Source organism: Candidatus Saccharibacteria bacterium oral taxon 955, assembly GCA_010202265.1.
Taxonomy (GTDB): domain Bacteria; phylum Patescibacteriota; class Saccharimonadia; order Saccharimonadales; family Saccharimonadaceae; genus Saccharimonas.
In genome coordinates, this window is record CP047918.1 from 782,597 (window position 1) to 800,608 (window position 18,012).

Genomic DNA, 18,012 nt, shown 5'->3' on the forward strand with positions numbered 1-18,012 from the left:
CTAGACACGTATCAAAAGTCAAAGTCCTCGACATCCAATGCTTCTTCATGCATAGATACGAAATTGCGCAATTCACTAAGCGAACGCGGGGTATTCCAGGTTGCCAGCCCGAGAGTATCATGAATATTAACCAACTCTGTGTCAGTTGTGATTTCCATATTTTTGCCTTTTTTGTTTTTTATTGACTTATACGTCTAATATAGCACAAACTTGCAAAAAAAGCAATACCTTTATACAAAATAGTTGATTCCTGGTTGACTATGTCACCCGCCATCTTTGAAAGCTGGAAATATACACCTCGTAATGTACGGTTATGGCTGCTCTCTAGCACGCCAAAAACTAACCCTCATCAATTGACTTTACAGAGACGCTTATGGTATAAATGACAAAAGAGGGAACGAAATAAACATGGATTATCTTTTGACCTTTAGTATCATCGCGCTCGCCGCGCTGATTCATGCCAGCTTCCAGCTTGGTATTAGTATGGTGACACTTCTCTCGGGACATGCAGCTGGACGAAGTGCTCCACGCGGCCGATCATTAGGATTAATCGGAGCTTTTTTGTTCGGCACGCTAGTTATGACCAGCTTGATTATCTCGATGATATCCTACGTTAGTAGTTCGCTATTTCACCAAAAAGTTCCAACTTTTGCTTGGTCGGCAGCCTGTGGTGTTATAATTGCAATCGGTATTGCAGTCTGGACTTTCTACTACCGCCGAGGTGGTGGTACGTCGTTATGGATACCTCGTGGATTTGCTCAGTTTCTCACTAATCGTATCAAGGCTACCCGATCGCGTACCGAAGCTTTCAGCCTCGGAATGAGCGGTGTGTTGTCAGAACTTATATTCATTATAGGCCCGACCACGGCAACGGCCTTTTCGCTGGTATCTATGCCCCCTCGTCTCCAGCTTCTAGGTATACTACTCTATGTTTTCGTCGCCTCACTCGGAATGATTATCGTTACCATACTCATCGGGAGTGGGCATAGTATCAGCCGAATTCAACGATGGCGCGAGACAAACAAGCGCTTTCTCCAGTTTGCGGCCGGAAGTGGACTAGTGATTCTAGGATTTTACCTATATGCAAATGAAGTGGTCACCGACTCTATATCACTCCTGGGAGGTCGATAGTGGGCAACGTTATCGATGTGGTCAAAAGAGGTGGCAAACGACCAACTGAGCGTTTTGACCGAGACAAACTACATGCGAGCGTCTATGCCGCCTGTCGCAGTGTCCGTAGCCTAGATGGCCTAGCCAACGACACTGCCCGCAAAGTGTGCGACCTAGTCATAATCTGGACCGACAATAAATCTGAGATTACCAGTGCCGATATCCGGCGACAGGCCGCCAAAGCACTCGAGACCTATCACCCCGATGCCGCATATCTTTACAAACACCACAAAGTCATCATATGAGGAGACCACACAAATGGCAAAAAAACACAATTTTGATTACGATCTGATAGTTATCGGTAGCGGTGCAGGCGGTTCTGCCGCCGCAACAATTGCTGCTCGCGAGGGAAAAAAGGTAGCAATTATCGAATCAGACACATTTGGCGGTGACTCTCCCAACTGGAGCGACGTGCCGACAAAAGCCCTTCTACATGCCGCCCAACTATATGATGAAGCCCGTCGTGGAGCAAGGTTTGGCCTCCGCTCGGCGACTCTCAGCTACAACTACCCAAGTGTACTGGCCTGGAAAGATCTCGCCGTAAAACGAACTGGAGCTGCCGGTAATCGCAAGTTCTACGAATCACAAAATATTGATACATTTGCGGGTTACGCCCACTTCCTATCTCCGAACGAAGTGTCAGTCAACCGAAAACACCTGTCAGCCGCACGCTTTTTGGTAGCAACTGGCTCTCATTGGGTCGCACCCCATATCCCTGGCCTCGATAAAATCCCCTACCTGACACCTCGCACCATCCTAGAAGCAACCAGGCCACCAAAGAGTATCTATATTATCGGCGGCGGTACGATTGGCGTAGAAATTGCTCAATTACTCGCAATATTTGGGACTAAGGTATATCTCGCGGAAATAGCCGCTCGAATCTTGCCCAAAGAAGAAGAGGAAGTGGGTGAACTAATCGAACGAATCCTGCGTGAAGACAAAAAAGTCACAGCCCTTACGCAAACTCGCACCCTATCAGCAGTCAAAGATGGTCTCGGCTATCGAGTCACCTTCCTACGCGGCGGCGTCGAAAAATCAGTGCGTGTCGACGAAGTGCTTGTCGCTACGGGTCGCACACCAAATCTCGACTTAGGTCTAGAAAATGCCTCTATCGCCTATGATCCAACTGGCATCACGACAAACGAGCACCTCCAGACAAGCGCACGCCACATTTATGCCGCTGGCGATGTTCTCGGACATTCTAGCCATACACACACTGCGCTCCTTGAGTCACGCATTGTCGCCCATAATCTATTTGCAAAAAACCAAATAACTCCTGATTATACTGCAACCCCGCGCCTCACCTTTACCTTTCCAGGTGTTGCAACCGTTGGCTACACTGAAGACGACTGTATTAAACGCGATCTTCGCGTCAATACAGCGCTAGCCCCACTAAATATCATTGCCCGCAGCAATACTAGCGATTTTCGCGATGGCTTTGTTAAACTTATCACCGACAAAAGAGGCGTTCTGATTGGGGCAACCGTCGTCGCCCCTCACGCCGCCGAGATTATCCACGAACTTGCCCTCGCCATTAAACACGGCATGACGGCACGAGATGTTGCAAATACACCACACGCCTTCCTCTCCTGGAGCGAGGCAGTACGTGTAGCAGCCGGAAAGTTAGTAAAGTAGGATTTTTCTAAGCCTCCAGTGTGAGTCCAAAAGAAAACACCCGTCTATCCGACAGGTGTTTTCTTTGGTCGCGGGGGCAAGATTTGAACTTGCGACCTCTTGGTTATGAGCCAAGCGAGCTGACCAGGCTGCTCCACCCCGCAATACTAAGTTTTTGCACGTCGTAAACGATGCAAACCCTATCTTATCACATGCCTCTTATTGGCGCAAGACTTCGGCGTTATTACCAAGCAAAAAGTTTATCCATTGATCAAAATTACTTGACGCTGGTGTCGTAGCTCTGGTTGAGGGAGCTAGCGATTTTTTTTCACTTTCTTTGTCTGCCATAACTACAGCAGGGCTATTTTTTGGCAATAATAACACTTTCTCTCCGGGCGCCGCTAGACCTAGATTTGTCCGCGCCGCCAGATCCTTGTATTCATCGCTCTTATAGTAGTTTTGCTGGTACTGCAATGTATCAACCTCAAGTTGCATCAGATCAAGCTCTCGCTTCTGGCTATCAACCATCTTTTGGGCAGCAAAATTTGTCTGCATAATCGATATAGATCCCCACGCCCAACCCGTTGCAATAAGAAGCGCCACTACAATCACTATATTGTTTAATGTACCATACGTATTCCAGAGGTGACGAAGCTTTTTTTTGATACCCACGAGAGCCATAACTAAACTTATTATAGATGAATAGCGATAAATGAGCTATAATATACCTCTAGTGCGACTTAAGTCGCAACTAGCCCACCCGCTAAGTCGCCTTAAGGTCGGGTTGTGACTTAGAACCTATCAGTGTCAGTATATTTTCTAATATGGGGGTATAGCTCAGTGGTCAGAGCAGCGGGCTCATAACCTGTTGGTCCCTGGTTCAAGTCCAGGTACCCCCACCAAAAAAACGACACCTGAAATCACCGCCTAAGACGGTGATTTTTTATTTACACCCCCTAAGTTACTCTGCTTAGAGAGCCGTTTTTTGTATTCAGCACGACGCTTGGCTGATTGTTCGTCTTTTGGGTCTAGGAATATCTTTTTAAACAAAATCCTTGTGGCTCTATAGTCATCATCAACATCATACGGCGAAAGCCCCGCCTCAATCATCTGGTCATACCCAAACGCCTCTCTGAGGGCACTTGAGCTAGCCTGCAAATGCTTACGACGACAATTCTCGACCGACCCTGCATCTTGAATTGGTTTACCTGAGCGAAGGTAGCCCTCGAGCTTGTTGGCTATCGCATGCTCATCAAGAGCCTGGGCTAGCGCTAGCGCTCGTACACCAAGATCAACCGACGGACCAGCCTTTTCACCGATCTCTCGAAGGGCGTCAAGCGCTCGTTCGTGATCCTCCTCAGCCATAGCCCTCTCATACCTGTCGTCCTCAGACGCGCTCGCCGTATCCGGTGCTAGCTCAGGAGCATCATCAATTGGTCGCACATCGCCGTCAATCAGTACGGAGCGAGAGTTAAGCTTTTCTAACATGTCTCTATTATAGCATAAGTATCAACTAATGTCAATCTGAGAACCAGCCAATCAAAAAAGCCCCGATGGAGACAACCTCCGGATATGGAGGTCGCGGGGGATCCGACGGGGCTAATTTGGCACCTGTTTGTTTGTATTCTTAGCATACTATGGTATCGATAGTGAGCGCAAGCGTTTTGATATGTAAAGTTATCCACAAGCCTAGCAAAAAACTGTTTCTGTAGACGGTATCTCTAGTAAAGCTATTTTTAGGATAAAGTTTCCCACCCAAAAGACCCCCTAAAAGGAGGTCTTTTTACTATCACTCAAGTGATTATTTTTTCTTTGAAACTGTCAGGAATCCATTACGTGGATTTTCTTTGACAACGCGATCTGCTGGCAAATCAACTGGAGTACCTTTTGCGTTCTTCTCTACCTTTGCAAAGAAGTAGATAGTCTGTGGTTTACCGCCACGAAGTGTCACTTCGGTCTTGTGCAGGTAGTAGGTAACACCCTTTGAGTTAGTGTGCTTGTAGGCCATTGTAGTCATACCTCCTATTAGCTATTACAAGAGATAGCTTACCCCAGGGGGTTGAGGCTGTCAACACTTTTCACCTCTATTCTTCCTCTATAGCAAGGCTAGACAATCTCTACAGCTGGCGATAGTGACGCCGAAGCAGTAATCTCAACACGCCAAGAGCGATCAATCTAACCACTGTAATTATCATTACAAAGAAAGTAGCAACGATTGACCAACCTGCGAAATCAGGCGACCAGATGGGTGCATTAAACTCATAGCGATAGAGGGCTGGATTCGGAAGCTTGATAGTAGATGGATCAGTAACCTGCCCCTCTTTGGTTAGCTCCGCCAACATACAGTCCTGATAGGCCTTGCTGTAGCCCCGAATCGAGAGATTTGGGTTACAGACGGCATCAGCTCGCGCCTGAGGAGAGTCTGCACCCCCTGGGCTGTTGCCTGTCATCGCTTTTTTGACGTCTCGATTGTACTGTTCCTGTAAATAAAGCGTACCCGAGCTAGCGTTCATATGGCTAGATGAGAACCGCTGCAAGTCATAAAGTCGAGCTGAGGTTTCTTGTGCATCCCCTGCCTTGTCGGCTGACGTAACAGCGTTACGGCGAGCAATCATGCCAGTATTGTTGAGGCGTAGAAATGTCGCTGTTAGGAACAGCATCAATACTAAGACAATGATCAGTTGCCATGTCTTGATAGCTCGAATATGCTTGATGCTTTTTCGAAGTTGTCGATTATCGGCCACTAATTAATCCCACCTCATATTGCTAGTGTCTTTAGTATACACTTTTTTAGCGTGCCGCGCGACTGACTATGAGCATTATCAGCTCGTATGCGGCGGCCACGAAAAATAGCACCATAAACGCATTTTTTTGGTCAATTGTCATCAGCGCGACAGCAAGCACACAACAACCGAGCGCTGCACCGAGATTCAGCATCATCTCAACCATCATCATATAACTAATGCGGAAACCAGACGTATCAGCAACATCAAACAACACCCTGGTAAACGGCATAGCATAAGCGCTCGTCGCTGTTTCGCTAGTAATGTTCGTTGCAATCACTGCCGGAGGTGTCTGGACAAAGGGTCGAAATACGTGAAGTATTGAGTTTACCACCGTACCAAAGACTAGCAACACATCACCCTTTCGTTTATCTATCACACGACCAAACACCCAGGCAGCCACCATCGACACCAAAACACCGAGAGAGGCGATACTACCGAGCGCCGCATACACCCCTCTCCAAGTCCACTAAACACAAATAGCGTTGCGAACAGCGCCCAGCCCATACCGCTAGCTACAAAATCAAATCCCACAACAGTTTCTGCCACGAGACTCGGAATAGCCAGGCGCCAAGGAAAACCCCTAAAGCGCAACTTTGCACGTGTTACTGTAGGCTCTACAGTACGAAACAACGGCACAGCCGAAAATACAAATAAAATCGATGCAAGAATAATCGTCGCCTCTGGAGACCATATCGACGCAATCGCTCCACCTACAAGCGGACTAATCACTCGTGCTATTTTTTCAACCTGCTGCATCCTGCCTATCTCTTTGCCGGCACGATCAATGTGCTTTACTTTGCTAAAGTTGATCATGTGACACATGTTGTATAAGGTAGTCGACATCTGCTGAAATAGGCCGAAGATAGCTATTGCAATCATCACATGATCATTTATCACTCCCACAAGCGCAAAAGCAACGAGCGAAGGAATACGCAGTAAGTTGGCAAGCAGTATACCGTGCTTTGGACCATAATAGGCCGCATATTTCGCTGCCAGATACGAAAACGGTATCTTCATCAAGTACCACACCGCATAAAAGAGGGTAATAAAAATCAGACTATAACCTAATTTGTACAGATAAACAGCTGCAAAAAGATTGACGATATTAGCGGCAAATACGGTGATTAGGCGCGACGTATAAAGTTCTGCTATTTGGTCAAATGAAACACTCCGCCAATAATGGCGACGTCGCAAAAGTCTACTAATAATTCGCCCTATCATATCTACCTTATGTGTAATACTTGTCGAGACAGTATACCATTTTGCTTATAGTATCTCTAGGTCAAAAGTAGCCATTTTTGTGCATTTAGGTTAAACATATATAAACTCCTGCTCGTGCTATACTAGCTTACATGAACATTTACTTCTGTGGAATTGGCGGAGTGGGTCTTGGTCCGCTAGCAGAAATTGCTCGCGACGCAGGTCACGTGGTGCGTGGCAGCGATCTTCATGACAGTCTGACGACCCAAGAACTACAGAGTCGAGGCATCAGTGTAAGCACCGATCAATCTGGCGACTATCTCGCCTACTGCCATAGTCAGCAAAAGATTGACTGGTTTGTCTATACATCAGCGATCTCTCCAGACCACCCAGAATTGCTACGAGCTAAAGAGCTTGGAATATACACCGCCAAGCGTGATGAACTAATTAATTATATTATCAATGAGAAAAACCTAAAGCTCATCGCCGTTGCTGGTACTCACGGCAAAACAACTACTACAGCAATGGTCGTATGGACATTCCGACAGTTAGGGATTCCTGTTAGTTTTTCAGTTGGCTCAACCATGAGTTTTGCCCCGAGCGGACACCTCGACCCAAAGTCAGAGTACTTTATATACGAGTGTGATGAATTTGACCGAAACTTTCTCCACTTTACGCCTCATCTTTCACTAATTACTGCGATCGACTATGATCACCCTGATACATATCCGACTGAGGAAGATTACGTCAATGCATTTACTGAGTTTATCAACCAGTCAAACCAGGCTATCATGTGGAAACATGATACGCTCATGAATGTTATTCCGCCCCGCACAACATGGCAACTCAAAGATTCAGAGGTGATGGACTTTAAGATGCCAGGTGCTCATAACCGCGCTAACGCAACCCTTGTAGCAAAAGCATGTGAATATCTAAAACTTGGCAATCCCGCTCGCACCAGGACCGCTCTAGAATTATTTCCAGGTGCCTCACGCCGTTTCGAGCGTCTTGCACCAAATCTCTACACAGACTACGGCCATCATCCGAAAGAAATCGCTGCTACACTACAAATGGCTCGCGAGATATCAGATCACGTTGTGCTCGTCTACCAACCACACCAAAACACTCGTCAGCACCAGGTACGATCGAGTTATACGACATGTATGGAGCTTGCTGAGGAGATATTTTGGCTTCCCACTTATTGCTCTCGAGAGGACCCTAACCTCCCGACACTTGAACCACAAGAACTCACTAGCCAACTTTCGAATCGAAATATAGTTGTATACGCCGACATGAATGATGAACTATGGTCGCATATCGAGCAAGCACGCAACAACGGTAAGCTTGTCCTCTGCATGGGTGCGGGCACGATTGACGGATGGGTGCGCAAAATGCTCAACCCTCATGGTTTCTAGTAAGGACCCATAAAAAGAAATTATCACTAAAAGGCTTGGTGTTACAATTTGCATCATATATTACACACCTACCTATTAAGTAGTCGTATAGCGAAAAATATTTTGACTAAAGATAACATGAAAAACTAGATACCTGCTATGGGTAGTTATGAAACCGAGAAGTGATTCGCAACCAAAACTTCTGCAATAATATACGCCAACCACAGCCCAACAAGTATTAGTGACTCACGTCGATGTAAACGATAGTTTGACCGAAACAGTATAATCAATATAATTGACGCTATAACCATAGAGCCACCAGCTACATAGGCGATGCGTTGTGGGAATGTAAATGGTGACATAAGAGCGACGATACCTATAACCGTTGTCGCATCGGCAAGTACCGAACCGAGAACATCACCAACTGCTAATCCGTGATTATGAGACTTTATCGCTTTTATACCAAAAAACACCTCTGGAACGGTCGTGCCCAGACTAACAATCAGGATACCAACTAGTATTGGTGCAATCCCAAGCGTAGTCGCAAGTTGATGGGCGGACTGGACTGTAAAATGTGCCCCCGCCAGTAGCATCGCCATACTACCAATAAGCAGTGTCATGTTCAGCGCATGGTGCTTTAGCCCGCGCTCCCTGGTTTTTACATCAACACTACGCTTAAATACAAAGAAGCTAAATATCAGTCCGACAACAAGCAGTACCGCCCCTCTGCGCGCGAGAACTCTCCGTCTAGTCCGAGTAGTATCGGGATTGTGAGAAATAATGGATATATGGCAACTTTTCGATAAAGACCCTTTTCAATCCGAAGCCCAGACTTGCCAGCCACAAACGCCAAAATTACAAAAACAATCGTCAAATCAGTAACATTTGACCCAAGCAAAGTACCCACACCAAACGACGGATTACCCTGCAGACTAGAGGAAACGGCAATAAATGTCTCTGGCAAAATTGAAATAAACGACACCACAAAAAACCCGACAAGATAGCGTGGCACACGAAACCCCTCCGCTACCTTCTCGGAATATTTTGTTGCAAAGCCCGCCCCTTGAGCAACAACGTAAAGCGACAGTACGAGTAAGGCTATATCTTCCATTGATTTTTATGTTAAAAGTATATACTTTTATTATGACAAATGGTCTAAAGATTGTCCAATCGGTGGACGTGCACGTACGAATGAGGTAGTTCGACCGTCGTCGAGCCAGCGTGTCTCGTAGCTGGTCAGTATCTTGTAGTCGTCCGACAGGTCACTCTCATGAAGATTAAACGCCAACTCATCAATTAGCCACCCCTCTCCGACCAATTGTTCTAGCGTCCATGCAAAAAAATCCGGGGAGTCGTGCTTGATATAAAGCCCTCCATCTGGTCGCAAAATATCATGATATCGCCGGAGAAATGTCGGGTGCGTCATACGCCTCCCAGCACTGCGTTGACGAGGAAACGGATCAGAAAACGTTAGCCAAATTTTACTTACCTGATGGGCAGGAAACAGCTCACCGATCTGATCAGCGCGCGCTCTTATAAACGAAATATTCTCCACACCCTCCTCGAGTGCCCGATAAGCTCCAAATTGAAGCCTATCCGCCTTTACGTCAACAGCTACAACTCGCTTTTCAGGGTGACGTTTTGCAAGCTCTAGCGAAAATAAGCCAGTTCCCGCCCCAACCTCAACTATATCGACGGCCTGTCGTTGCCACTCCTCAAACTCAAAACAGTTCTTGGCATTGTGAAATTTTGCAAATTTATATTTTTTACGCTTGCGGGTGATTATGAAGTCGTTTGGGTCTAATAATTCACTCATTCACTTAATTATAGCGTGACTTATCGACCGAAAAAAACCATATAAGTAACAGCACGATCATACCTATAGCGACTAGTGGTATACTATAGGCATATGCTTGAAACACTAACCCAATGCGCAACCACAATTCTAATCGGTCTTGCCTGTTATTGGCTTGGGCCACTTATCATCAACTGGCTAATGACCCACATATTTGTTACTCATTACCAGCGAACTTTACACAAAAAAGACCTCGAGAAGCGCCAGCGTACCCTGGGCGGTATGTTTACGAATGTTTGGCGTATCATCGTCGTAGTTATAGCCTTGTATTTTATTCTGCAGGCTGTCATTGGTAAGGAGCAAGCATTCACGCTTCTTGCGCCACTGTTCGCTAGTGCCGGCATCATTGGCGTCGCTCTCGGTTTTGGCGCTCAGTCTCTCGTCAAGGACTTTATCTCGGGTATTTTTATAATTAGCGAAAATCAATATCGTGTCGGTGATGTTATCGAAATCGAAGGTTTTGGCGGTACCGTTGAGCGCATAGGTGTAAGGTCGACAGTTATACGTGATGTTGACGGCAACGTTCATTTCTTCCCCAACGGCATGGTACAGCATATTATTAACAAAACCATGGGCTACAGTATGGCGCGATTCACTCTAGCAGTAGCGCCAGACACCGACATCGATAAAGTCGCAAAGATTATTGACAAAATTGGACTTAAACTTGCCTCAGAAGAAAAATGGAAAGATAAAGTCCTTGAGGCGCCTCGTTATGTGATGATGGGTGAATTTACTGCAACCGCCATCAATCTAATCGTCTCAGGCAAAACCCAACCTTCTGACCAATGGAGCGTTACCGCAGAAATGCGCCGTAGGATCCTAGAGAAATTCGACCAAGAGGGAATTGAGATCGGTACCATACCAGTAATTCCGACTACCCCAAAGAAAAAATAACTAAACTATTGCTCTACTTCAGTATCATTGGGAGCCAATAGCTGAAGTGACGTATCGCTGAGGGCTTTTTTGTCGAAACTTTCAACATTAGTAACACGCGTGGCACGCTTATCGTAGCGACCATAAAACGACTTAAACGCCGACTCATCAAGTGCACCAGTCGCCGGGAAAGTATCATTTGCGTCCTCGCCACGCTGGGCATCTTTGCGAATTGACTGATAGCCTGGACGACTGAGATCGACTTGTTCAGCTCCACTAAGTTTATATAGACTCAGCCCAACCCCAACTAATACAGACGCAATAATGATAACCATCGCAATAAGCATAAAAAATCTGTGGCGCTGCCACTGCGTCATAGTTACCGCCTCTTGCTTCAGAGATTCAACTGTAGTCATCTAGCGTAACTCCCTGTCTTTGCTTGAACCTGCATGCGTATCGTTTCGACTCCATCACGGTACGTTTTTACGAGCCCTGCAAGCGAAAGAACTTTCTCTCTAACTGCCGCCCTCTGTGAACGTGCAAGGATAATCGTATCGTAAAACGTAACTGGTTGATCGCTACACTTCATCTGCATGGCCCTTAGCATAGTCTGTTCGTATTGCTGATAAAGACTACGAAACTCATCAATCTGCTTATTGTACTCAACCGTAGTTTTTGTGAGTGCAACACCGTCAAGTTTTGCTAACGCTACTCGGCTATTCATTGGCGCCATGTACTTAGTTGAAATCGTTTCATGCTCCTGGCCAAGGTGAACCCGCGAGAGCGCATCGCTCGAGTGAATTCCAGTCAATGTCGCCTGTACGCTCTGGCAATTTGTACGGATCATCGCAATTTGGCTAGCGTTAAGCATCAGTACACTCTCTAGATCCTCGGCATATGTAACAGGCCCAATCACGAGGGTAAGTATGGCGCTAGCAATCAATACACGTTTTAGCATCTTGCTTCATTATCTCTCAGCCAAGCCACTTGGTCAAACATGGCGCCAACCTAGGAGACTCTTTAAGTATCTAAAGTCCAAGCTCGTTAAGTTGCATTGGGTCGACTGTTGACGGCGAGTCCATCATTACATCGACACCCGAACCGTTCTTTGGAAAGGCCAAGGTCTCGCGGACATTAGTTTCGTCAATGAGTTCCATGAGAATTCGGTCAACACCAAAGGCACAGCCAGCGTGTGGTGGTGCGCCGTATTTGAAGGCGTTTAGCATGGCGCCAAACTTTTCCTCGACGTAGCTTTCGCTAAAGCCAAGTAGGTCAAACACTTTGTATAGCACTGCTGGGTTGTGGTTGCGCACGCCACCGGAGCAAATTTCGTAGCCATTCATCACCATGTCGAACTGGTCAGCCACGATAGCGAGCTTGTCAGCGTCAGTCGTCGCCGATTCCAGTGCTTGCAGCCCACCCTTTGGCATGCCAAATGGGTTGTGACCAAAGTCAAGCTTCTTGCCGTGGTCGTCCCATTCGTAGAACGGAAAATCGATAATCCAGGCAAAGGCCACCACGCTCGGGTCTTTCAGGTTGAAATGAGTAGCAAATTCGTTTCGCAAGCGACCAAGCACGGCGTTGACGACCGGGCGAGTGTCGGCACCAAAGAAAACTGCGTCGCCATCAGCCGCACCAGTTTTTTGCTGAATCCCCGTGAGCTCTGTTTCGCTCAAGAACTTGGCAATTGGTGATTTTGCCTCGCCATCTTGGTAGGTGATGTAAGCTAAGCCGCCTGCCCCTTCACTCTTAGCAATGTCAGTGAATTGGTCGATTTGCTTACGGCTGAGACTGGCGCCATTTTTAACGCAAATCGCCTTGATACATTCGGCGTTTTTTAACACGCCAAATTCAGTGTTGGCGAATACATCGGTCAGCTCAATCAGCTCCATGCCAAAACGTAGGTCCGGCTTGTCCGAGCCATACGTCTCCATGGCGTCGCGATAGGAAATACGCGGAATTGGACTGCCGTCACCGACCGCGAGACCGCTCAAGTCCAGCAACTTCTTGCCCGCAAACTCAGTCGCGAGCTGCCGCATCAACGGTTCGACCTCACGGCGAACCTCCTCTCCATCCTCAACGAAGCTCATCTCGAGATCCAGCTGATAAAACTCGCCGTACAATCGATCGGCCCGCGGATCTTCATCGCGAAAACACGCCGCCAACTGGTAATATCGCGGCACACCGCCAACCATCAGCAATTGCTTGAACTGCTGCGGTGCTTGCGGCAGCGCGTAAAACTTATTTTCCTGCAAACGACTTGGGATCAGAAAATCGCGCGCACCTTCGGGGCTGGAATTTGCCAAAATCGGCGTCTGAATCTCAATGAAATCACGGTCATCCATGTACTGATGCATCCGTCGGTACATTTCGGCGCGTTTTTTCAGCATCTGTTGCATCTTCGGACGGCGCAGGTCGAGATAGCGATACTTAAAGCGCAAGTCCTCGCCCGCCTGGTTTTCCTCAGCAAACGGCTGGATTGGCAGAGTTTCAGCCCGGTTCAAAATTACAATAGAGTCTACGGCAATCTCAATTGCTCCAGTTGGAATCTTGTCGTTCTGAAGATCACTAGCGCGCTCCCTCACCTGACCTTCGGCACAGATTACATATTCATCGCGTAGTTCCTCGGCGTGAGCAAACGCATCTGGAGTATCTGGATTGGCTACGAGCTGGACAATACCAGTATGGTCACGTAAGTCAATAAAAATCAGCCCACCATGATCTCGCCGGGAGTGCACCCAGCCGCTCACCATAACGCGCTGGTTGACCATAGCTGGCGTTAGCTTAGTGTAGGTTCGTTTCATAAAAATTCCTTGTTTAGATTAGTCGCTAGTTAGCTAGTCATGGGTCGCATACACATTTCTGCGTCGCTCTACGCAAAAATGCCGACCCGTTAATTACTATTACTGACGCCTGCTATGTATATCATTTACGCTATACTTTACCACTATTACGGTAAGTTGTCTATTTTAGACATTGGCACCGTGCGTTGAATTATTGTTGTGCTTCGCGTTACGAGCAGCGACAACCCTCAGATCGTCATGTAGATCAAATTCATCAACAATCTCACGTCCCAACAACGCCTCTATCACGTCTTCTAGAGTCACAATCCCTGCCGTTTCGCGATAGCCATTGACGACGATAAATAGATGGTGCCTCGTTTTGAGAAATGCAGCTAAAGCGTGGTCAAGAGTCTGGTCTTGGTTTATATAATAGACTTTCTTTTCCATAGCTTGACCAGCTGTTTGGGTAGTTTTTTCTCGGAGCGTCAGCAGTTCTTTGATATGAAGTACACCTATCACATGATCGATATCCCCATCAATCACCGGAAATCGGCTATGTCCGGTCCGGTGTAGTTCATCGAGCATCAGCGGGCCGATTACCTCGTCTTTGCCGATCGTCTCGAGTACATTCCTCGGCGTCATAACGCTCTCAACGGTTTTTTCATTAAAATGTAAACCGTTTTTGATAAACTTTCGCTCATTGGTTGTGATAGCTGCCCGCGACGTATCAATAATATGCTCTAGCTCTTCTCGAGAGCAAACCTCAGTAGACCCTTTTGAGAGCGGAACCACCCGAATAAACTTCATGATCCGATCGTTCTTATCGATAAAGTGTAAAATAGCTGGTTCAAAATGTTCAAACAGCCGTTCTGCAACGTGATGGACAACATCAGCTTTTGCAACTCTACCGTAAAATAACGCCAAAACAACACTGATCGCTATACCAACTGGTACACCAAACCCACCAACTGCCGTTACAACCGAAATTACCAACAACAGCGCTTCGACTACGCGCCGAAGGGCAATAACGTCATCTGCCATAACCTCGCGACGCAATTCTTCCGCAGCGAATGAATTGCCCTGCTTACGGCGACGCTCCAGTTCAAAAAGCGACAAAATCGAACGTCGAGGCGTGATACTGGCAACAAGGACTAGCAAAAATGAACTAATACTCCACAAGATAATCCACACTGTCTGCATAGCTCTATTGTAACCCATATAGCTTGATTCACTATGGAGATGGGCGGTATACTATAGCTAGTTAGAATAAGGGAGTTTGGTATGACAAAAAAAACATGGCTTATTTTTGGGGCAATATGCATCGCGCTGCTGGGTGGACTAATCTACGCGTCACGAGGTAATCGTATCGACGTCTCAAACGTTGACACCAAAGTAGCTCAGAGCGCCTCTGAACAAAGCGGTAACATAGGAGACCACACCTACGGCAACACCTCAAGTAAGGTCGTTCTCATTGAGTACGGCGATTACCAGTGTCCTGGGTGCGCATCTTCATACCTAGCGATCAAACAAGTTGTCGATAAGTACAAAGACAAGATGGGCTTTATCTTTCGCAGTTACCCGCTCTACACTAGCCACCCAAATGCTTTTGCAGCTGCCGCGGCCGCTGAAGCCGCCGGCCTACAGGGTAAATTCTGGGAAATGCACAATAAGCTGTATAGCGACCAAAGCGCTTGGAATCAACTAACTGGCACTTCACGGACCGAGTACTTTGTGTCTGTTGCAAAATCAATCGGTATTGATGGAGACAAGCTCCAGTCAGAGCTCGATAACCCGAATATCAAGCGAAAGATTGATTTTGACAAGATACTAGGTGAGAAAGATAAGGTTACTGGTACTCCCGGATTCTATATCAACGGTAGAAATGTTAGCGATCAATATTTCAAGGACGGTAAAATTGTTAGCAAAAATACCCAAGGCGCTGCTGTAGTATGGAGTAGTGCCGAGGCCTTTGAAAAGCTGGTTATCATACCGGCACTAAAAGAGGCGGGTATCAATATTTAGTCTGTATTCAAAAAATATACGAAAACACCCCGGGTGCCTGGGGTGTTTTATCATCTCTAAAACCGAGAGTTGTAGCGTATATGCTATTTAGTGTGCAATATACAGCTGCCATTTGGCAGGCACCACATCCACCGCGATCTTTTTACTCCGACTTGGGGCAAATTTGATTGCTATTGGCATGTGTTAATTCCTGGTTCGCTTTAGTGGAAGCGTCGGTCGACCTTTTAAAGCTCACGTAGCGTGTTTATTTCTCGTAACGCTTCTTTGAACCATGAACAAGAGTAGCAAATCGAAGCTTTTTGACGCAAGCATGGGCGATATAGCGTTCCCGCAAACTACGCTATTCACCTGGCGTCCGGCTGTTTGTATTTTTTCGAAGTGGACGCTCTTTGATAAAGAGCACGACACAAAACGCCAGCGCCATCAAACCAGAGCTAACCATAAATATATTATGAAGCGAATCTGTAAACGCATTGATAATTGCGCTATGAAAATCCCTTTGTTGAGTTATAAACTTTTCTGTCGCTGCTTTACGGACGCGAGGATCTGGAATGCCCTTGAACCCGCCCTCTGCCGACTGTTTGATTGAGGACTCTTGGGAGTTTATTTGAAGTAGAGTATCTGCGTCAATGCCATTCTTCAACATCTCCGAAGCGGCTGGTGACGACTTAAGCGTTTGGATGTAGGGAATCTTTTGTGGATCACCGACTGAAACAAGTATTCCAGCAGTCAACAGTCCGCTCAGGAGCGCTGTGCCAACTGTCGAGCCAAGACCACGGAACAACTGTACGCTTGAGGTAGCCGCCCCGAGATCTTTTTGTTCGAATTCGTTCTGAACCGCTAGGCTCAAAACCGGCATCGCCATCCCAAGTCCAAGTCCGCAAATGGCCATAATCACTGCCTCATACCAGTACACCGTATCAGGACGTAGTGTAACCAGCGACAAAATACTAAGCGTCGTGACTCCAAGACCTATCACTATAAATTTCTTGTATTTTCCAACTCTAGATATAAGCTGTCCGACTATAATTGACGAGATGGTCATACCGCCAATCATAGGCAGAAGCATTAAGCCTGCCTGTGACGCAGTTGCACCATAAACCTGCTGATTAAATTGCGTTAGGTAGAGGATAGACCCGAGAAATCCAGCACCGAACAAAACAGAGACAATCAGCATGAGGGTGTAGGTTTGATTGCGAAAGAAGTTTAGAGACAAAATAGGTTGTTTTGCACGACGCTCAACCACAATGAATAAACTTGTTGTAGCCATCGCGATAGCCCAAAGTGTACCCTTGATAAATCCAAGGGATATGCCTGCATCAATCAATCCCGCAAAGAATATCTCAGTATTATCGACCGCCAAAACCACCGAAGCAAGTGCTATCGACAATAGCAACGCACCCTTAACGTCCAGGTGATGCTCTTTGTCGTGCTTGATGTTTGGCAGTTGCATCATGATAACAATCGCCGCCAAGACACCAATCGGCACATTGATCAAAAATGTCCAACGCCAATCAGTCGTTAGGCCAAATATCGACTGCCCATCGGTCAGCCAACCTCCTAGCAATGGACCCACCACTGAACTCATACCAAAAACAGCTCCAACTATCCCCTGCCACTTACCACGCTCTCGTGGCGAAAATAGATCACCAACAATTGTGAAGGCATTAGAAGTGATAATACCGCCACCGACGCCCTGAAGTGCTCGCCAGGCAATAAGCCACTCGATAGTTGGCGACATTCCCGACAGCAACGATCCAAGTGTAAAAATCGCCACACCAGTTATTAGGATAGGCCGACGACCGTACATATCTGAGAGCTTCCCCGCTAGCGGAACAGTAACTGTTGTCGTTAGCATATACGCAGTGATAACAAATCCAAGGCTAGAAAAACTATTGAACTCTTTGACAATTGCACCGAGTGACGTTGAGGTGATCGTCTGATCAAGCGCCACCAAAAACAGCGCGCTCATCACCGCAAGCATGACAATAATTTTTTGTCGTGTAGAAAAATGACGCAACATTTACGATTCTTTCACCTTAAAACTGGTGAATTCCTCACCCATTTTTACGATATGCGCTCGTGCATGACGCTCTGTGATAAAAGCAACTGACTTTTTCTCCTCCAGATACAGCACCACCAGCTTATCGCCAGGCTTAATTTTCATTGAATCGCGAACCTCCGCCGGGATGACCACCTGGCCCTTGGGGCCGACCGTCACCGTACCTGCGAGTTGAATATTTTCATGATATGACATAGTTATATATGTTATACAAGTATAACTCTACTGTCAAACTTAATCTATTTCATACCCG

General features: G+C 46.7%; 22 protein-coding genes and 2 tRNA genes. 7 read left to right on the forward strand and 17 right to left on the reverse strand.

Annotated features, from left to right (window positions below; all coding sequences use genetic code 11):
- Positions 1-11 precede the first annotated feature (11 nt).
- A complete protein-coding gene (locus GWK75_04205; protein QHU91611.1) occupies positions 12-158 on the reverse strand; it encodes a hypothetical protein in 147 nt (48 codons plus the stop codon).
- A 250-nt stretch (positions 159-408) separates the two neighbouring features.
- On the opposite strand from GWK75_04205, the gene GWK75_04210 reads away from it, so the two are divergent.
- From GWK75_04210 to GWK75_04220, 3 genes are read left to right on the forward strand one after another with little or no spacing between them, the layout of a single operon-like run.
- Positions 409-1,131: a hypothetical protein gene (locus GWK75_04210; protein ID QHU91612.1), complete on the forward strand. Its 723-nt coding sequence runs from the start codon at positions 409-411 to the stop codon at positions 1,129-1,131.
- Positions 1,131-1,415, forward strand: a complete 285-nt coding sequence (locus GWK75_04215) for a hypothetical protein (protein QHU91613.1) — start codon at positions 1,131-1,133, stop codon at positions 1,413-1,415. The genes GWK75_04210 and GWK75_04215 overlap by 1 nt, the downstream gene beginning before the upstream one ends.
- 13 nt (positions 1,416-1,428) lie before the next feature.
- Positions 1,429-2,805 carry an FAD-dependent oxidoreductase gene (locus GWK75_04220; GenBank protein ID QHU91614.1) on the forward strand — a complete coding sequence of 459 codons (1,377 nt, stop codon included), beginning with the start codon at positions 1,429-1,431 and terminating at the stop codon, positions 2,803-2,805.
- A 65-nt stretch (positions 2,806-2,870) separates the two neighbouring features.
- Here GWK75_04220 and GWK75_04225 read toward each other — a convergent pair.
- A tRNA-Met gene (locus GWK75_04225) sits at positions 2,871-2,948 on the reverse strand.
- 55 nt (positions 2,949-3,003) lie between these two features.
- Entirely contained in the window at positions 3,004-3,465 is a 462-nt protein-coding gene (locus tag GWK75_04230; GenBank protein ID QHU91615.1) for a hypothetical protein, read from the reverse strand.
- Positions 3,466-3,610: 145 nt separating this feature from the next.
- Between GWK75_04230 and GWK75_04235 the strand changes: the two genes are divergently transcribed.
- Positions 3,611-3,686, forward strand: a tRNA-Ile gene (locus tag GWK75_04235).
- Between the two features lie 25 nt (positions 3,687-3,711).
- Here the strand turns inward: GWK75_04235 and GWK75_04240 are convergent.
- From GWK75_04240 to GWK75_04260, 5 genes are all read right to left on the reverse strand, one after another.
- A complete protein-coding gene (locus GWK75_04240) occupies positions 3,712-4,272 on the reverse strand; it encodes a hypothetical protein (protein ID QHU91616.1) in 561 nt (186 codons plus the stop codon).
- A gap of 313 nt (positions 4,273-4,585) precedes the next feature.
- Positions 4,586-4,792, reverse strand: a complete 207-nt coding sequence (locus GWK75_04245; GenBank protein QHU91617.1) for a hypothetical protein — start codon at positions 4,790-4,792, stop codon at positions 4,586-4,588.
- 109 nt (positions 4,793-4,901) lie between these two features.
- The gene (locus GWK75_04250; protein QHU91618.1) at positions 4,902-5,528 is read right to left on the reverse strand and encodes a hypothetical protein; all 627 of its coding nucleotides are present in this window, start codon (positions 5,526-5,528) and stop codon (positions 4,902-4,904) included.
- Positions 5,529-5,574: 46 nt separating this feature from the next.
- Positions 5,575-5,946: a hypothetical protein gene (locus tag GWK75_04255; protein ID QHU91619.1), complete on the reverse strand. Its 372-nt coding sequence runs from the start codon at positions 5,944-5,946 to the stop codon at positions 5,575-5,577.
- On the reverse strand, positions 5,943-6,791 hold the full coding sequence (locus tag GWK75_04260; protein ID QHU91620.1) for a hypothetical protein: 849 nt from the start codon (positions 6,789-6,791) through the stop codon (positions 5,943-5,945). The genes GWK75_04255 and GWK75_04260 overlap by 4 nt, the downstream gene beginning before the upstream one ends.
- Positions 6,792-6,922: 131 nt before the next feature.
- Here GWK75_04260 and GWK75_04265 point away from each other — a divergent pair, with 131 nt between their 5' ends.
- Complete coding sequence (locus GWK75_04265) at positions 6,923-8,185, forward strand: hypothetical protein (GenBank protein ID QHU91621.1); 1,263 nt, start codon at positions 6,923-6,925, stop codon at positions 8,183-8,185.
- 146 nt (positions 8,186-8,331) lie between these two features.
- Here the strand turns inward: GWK75_04265 and GWK75_04270 are convergent, their stop codons facing one another.
- The 3 genes from GWK75_04270 to trmB all read right to left on the reverse strand — a co-directional run bounded on the left by GWK75_04270 (position 8,332) and on the right by trmB (position 9,980).
- A complete protein-coding gene (locus GWK75_04270; protein QHU91622.1) occupies positions 8,332-8,784 on the reverse strand; it encodes a hypothetical protein in 453 nt (150 codons plus the stop codon).
- Between the two features lie 77 nt (positions 8,785-8,861).
- Positions 8,862-9,275 (reverse strand): hypothetical protein, encoded by a 414-nt coding sequence (locus tag GWK75_04275; protein ID QHU91623.1) that lies wholly within the window; start codon positions 9,273-9,275, stop codon positions 8,862-8,864.
- Positions 9,276-9,305: 30 nt separating this feature from the next.
- Positions 9,306-9,980 carry a tRNA (guanosine(46)-N7)-methyltransferase TrmB gene (gene trmB, locus GWK75_04280; GenBank protein QHU91624.1) on the reverse strand — a complete coding sequence of 225 codons (675 nt, stop codon included), beginning with the start codon at positions 9,978-9,980 and terminating at the stop codon, positions 9,306-9,308.
- 93 nt (positions 9,981-10,073) lie between these two features.
- Between trmB and GWK75_04285 the strand changes: the two genes are divergently transcribed.
- Positions 10,074-10,913, forward strand: a complete 840-nt coding sequence (locus tag GWK75_04285) for a mechanosensitive ion channel (protein ID QHU91625.1) — start codon at positions 10,074-10,076, stop codon at positions 10,911-10,913.
- Positions 10,914-10,918: 5 nt separating this feature from the next.
- Here GWK75_04285 and GWK75_04290 read toward each other — a convergent pair whose 3' ends face one another.
- The 4 genes from GWK75_04290 to GWK75_04305 all read right to left on the reverse strand — a co-directional run bounded on the left by GWK75_04290 (position 10,919) and on the right by GWK75_04305 (position 14,875).
- Complete coding sequence (locus GWK75_04290; protein QHU91626.1) at positions 10,919-11,308, reverse strand: hypothetical protein; 390 nt, start codon at positions 11,306-11,308, stop codon at positions 10,919-10,921.
- Positions 11,305-11,850, reverse strand: a complete 546-nt coding sequence (locus tag GWK75_04295) for a hypothetical protein (GenBank protein QHU91627.1) — start codon at positions 11,848-11,850, stop codon at positions 11,305-11,307. The genes GWK75_04290 and GWK75_04295 overlap by 4 nt, the downstream gene beginning before the upstream one ends.
- A 70-nt stretch (positions 11,851-11,920) precedes the next feature.
- Positions 11,921-13,696, reverse strand: a complete 1,776-nt coding sequence (gene aspS / locus GWK75_04300; protein ID QHU91628.1) for an aspartate--tRNA ligase — start codon at positions 13,694-13,696, stop codon at positions 11,921-11,923.
- A 165-nt stretch (positions 13,697-13,861) separates the two neighbouring features.
- Positions 13,862-14,875 (reverse strand): CBS domain-containing protein, encoded by a 1,014-nt coding sequence (locus tag GWK75_04305; protein QHU91629.1) that lies wholly within the window; start codon positions 14,873-14,875, stop codon positions 13,862-13,864.
- 81 nt (positions 14,876-14,956) lie between these two features.
- Here GWK75_04305 and GWK75_04310 point away from each other — a divergent pair, with 81 nt between their 5' ends.
- The gene (locus GWK75_04310; protein QHU91630.1) at positions 14,957-15,697 is read left to right on the forward strand and encodes a thioredoxin domain-containing protein; all 741 of its coding nucleotides are present in this window, start codon (positions 14,957-14,959) and stop codon (positions 15,695-15,697) included.
- Positions 15,698-16,037: 340 nt separating this feature from the next.
- On the opposite strand, the gene GWK75_04315 is transcribed toward GWK75_04310, so the two are convergent.
- Positions 16,038-17,720, reverse strand: a complete 1,683-nt coding sequence (locus GWK75_04315; protein ID QHU91631.1) for a DHA2 family efflux MFS transporter permease subunit — start codon at positions 17,718-17,720, stop codon at positions 16,038-16,040.
- Positions 17,721-17,954 carry an AbrB/MazE/SpoVT family DNA-binding domain-containing protein gene (locus tag GWK75_04320; protein QHU91632.1) on the reverse strand — a complete coding sequence of 78 codons (234 nt, stop codon included), beginning with the start codon at positions 17,952-17,954 and terminating at the stop codon, positions 17,721-17,723.
- Positions 17,955-18,012: the final 58 nt, after the last annotated feature.